Origin of the sequence: Mesorhizobium sp. M1403, assembly GCF_040317695.1 — a bacterium.
Classification (GTDB): Bacteria; Pseudomonadota; Alphaproteobacteria; order Rhizobiales; family Rhizobiaceae; genus Mesorhizobium.
This window is the reverse complement of the sequence record NZ_JAMYKY010000083.1, coordinates 1-2,191: the sequence shown is the minus strand read 5'-3', so window position 1 is coordinate 2,191 and position 2,191 is coordinate 1. Positions and strand designations below refer to the sequence as shown.

Here is a 2,191-nt window from a genome sequence, read left to right as displayed (position 1 = left end):
AGCTTGACGGGTTTTTGAATGGCAACCGTGGCAAGGCGGCGCGCGAGCAACTGACACTGATCCGGATTTACGAAGAGCTTTGCAGCCTCGGCTACGAGGGAGGCTATGACGCCGTCCGCCGATACGCGAAGAGCTGGGCGAAGGCGCAGGGGTCGGCGATGGCGGACGCCTATGTGCCGCTATTCTTCGCGCCGGGCGAGGCCTACCAGTTCGACTGGAGCCACGAGATCGTCCTGATCAACGGCGTGACAGTGACCGTGAAGGTCGCCCATGTCCGGCTCTGCCACAGCCGCATGATGTTCGTCAGGGCGTATCCGCGCGAGACCCAGGAGATGGTGTTCGACGCCCATGACAGGGCCTTTGCCTTCTTCGGCGGCGCCTGCACGCGCGGCATCTACGACAACATGAAGACGGCGGTGGAAACGATCTTTGTTGGCAAGGACCGGCAATACAATCGCCGCCTCCTGCAGATGTGCAGCCACTATCTGGTGCAGCCGGTCGCCTGCACGCCGGCGTCGGGCTGGGAGAAGGGTCAGGTCGAGAACCAGGTCGGGCTGGTGCGCGAGCGCTTCTTCACGCCCAGGCTGCGCTTCAAGACCTATGAGGAGCTGAACGCCTGGCTGCATGACAAGTGCGTCGCCTACGCCAAGGCGCATCGTCACGTCGAGCAACCGGAACGAATGATCTGGAGCGTGTTCGAGGAGGAGCGTGGCAAGCTGGTCGAGTATCGCGGCCCCTTCGACGGTTTCCACACGGTTCCCGCCTCGGTATCGAAGACCTGCACGGTGCGCTTCGACACCAACAAATACTCGGTCCTGTCGACGGCCGTCGGCCGCCCGGTCGAGATCCATGCCTATGCCGACAGGATCGTCATCCGCCAGGACGGCGTGGTCGTCGCCGAACATGCCCGCTCCTTCGGGCGCAACGAGACGGTCTACGATCCCTGGCATTACGTCCCTGTGCTTGCCCGCAAGCCCGGTGCGCTGCGCAATGGCGCGCCATTCCGGGACTGGGCTCTGCCACCAGCGATGGAGCGTATCCGACGCAGATTAAAGGCGGCGCATGACGGCGATCGGCAGATGGTGTCGATCCTGGCCACGGTGTTGACCGACGGCATCGATGCCGTGGAAGCTGCCTGCCAGGAAGCGCTCGATCAGAATGTCTGCTCATCCGCCGTCATCATCAACATCCTGGCGCGGCGGCGCGATCCGGCGCCGGCCGTGACCATCCTCACCCCGGACGCACTTCGCCTGCAGCACGAACCGCAGGCCGACTGCGCCCGCTACGACAGCCTCAGGAGGGCAAGCTGATGGAACGCACCCAGGTTTTGGAACTGATGGGAACGCTGAAGCTCTACGGGATGCGCGGCGCCTATGACGAGGTCATGGCGACAGGCATCAAGCGCCAGCACGAGCCGCCGAGGATCGTCGGCGATCTGCTGTCGGCTGAGATCGCCGAGAAGCGGGCCCGCTCCATCAAATACCAGCTCACTGTCGCCAAGCTGCCGATCGCCAAGGACATCGATGAGTTCGACTTCGACGGCACGCCGGTCAACGAGGTGCTAGTCCGGGACCTTGCCAACGGCACCTTCGTCGCCGACCAGCGCAACGCCGTTCTCATCGGCGGCACCGGCACGGGCAAGTCGCATCTGGCAATCGCCATTGCCCGCGCCCTGATCCGCAACGGCTCACGTGGCCGCTTCTTCAACGTCGTCGATCTCGTCAACCGGCTCGAGACCGAGCACCGCGGCGGCAAGCAGGGCCGTATCGCCGATTACCTCACCCGGCTCGACTTCGTCGTGCTCGATGAACTCGGCTATCTCCCGTTCGCGCAGGCCGGCGGGCAATTGCTCTTCCACCTGATCAGCAGGCTCTACGAACGGACCTCGATCATAGTCACCACCAACCTGGCGTTCGGAGAATGGCCCGCCGTCTTCGGCGACGCCAAGATGACGACAGCGCTCCTCGACCGTCTCACCCATCATTGCGAGATCATCGAGACCGGAAACGAATCCTGGCGCTTCAAGAACCGCGCCTGATCACCCCATCAAGCTGCCAAGCGCCATCCGCGCTCGCCCGGGCTGCGCAACCCTGACCAGCTCCGCCCGGGCGAACGCTGACCGCCGCGCATTACATAAGGGGGGTCAAAATTGGACGCCGATCGGGGGTCAGTTTTGGACGCCGTTTGACAG

1 protein-coding gene and 1 pseudogene are annotated in these 2,191 nt (G+C 63.9%); both read left to right on the top strand.

All coding sequences use genetic code 11. The features are described 5' to 3' along the window. Window positions 1-1,377 (top strand): annotated as a pseudogene (istA, locus tag NKH01_RS35120) (IS21 family transposase); the annotation flags it as partial. After that, window positions 1,310-2,038 carry an IS21-like element helper ATPase IstB gene (gene istB, locus NKH01_RS35115; RefSeq protein ID WP_353024736.1) on the top strand — a complete coding sequence of 243 codons (729 nt, stop codon included), beginning with the start codon at window positions 1,310-1,312 and terminating at the stop codon, window positions 2,036-2,038. The pseudogene istA and the gene istB, both read left to right, overlap by 68 nt. Window positions 2,039-2,191: the final 153 nt, after the last annotated feature.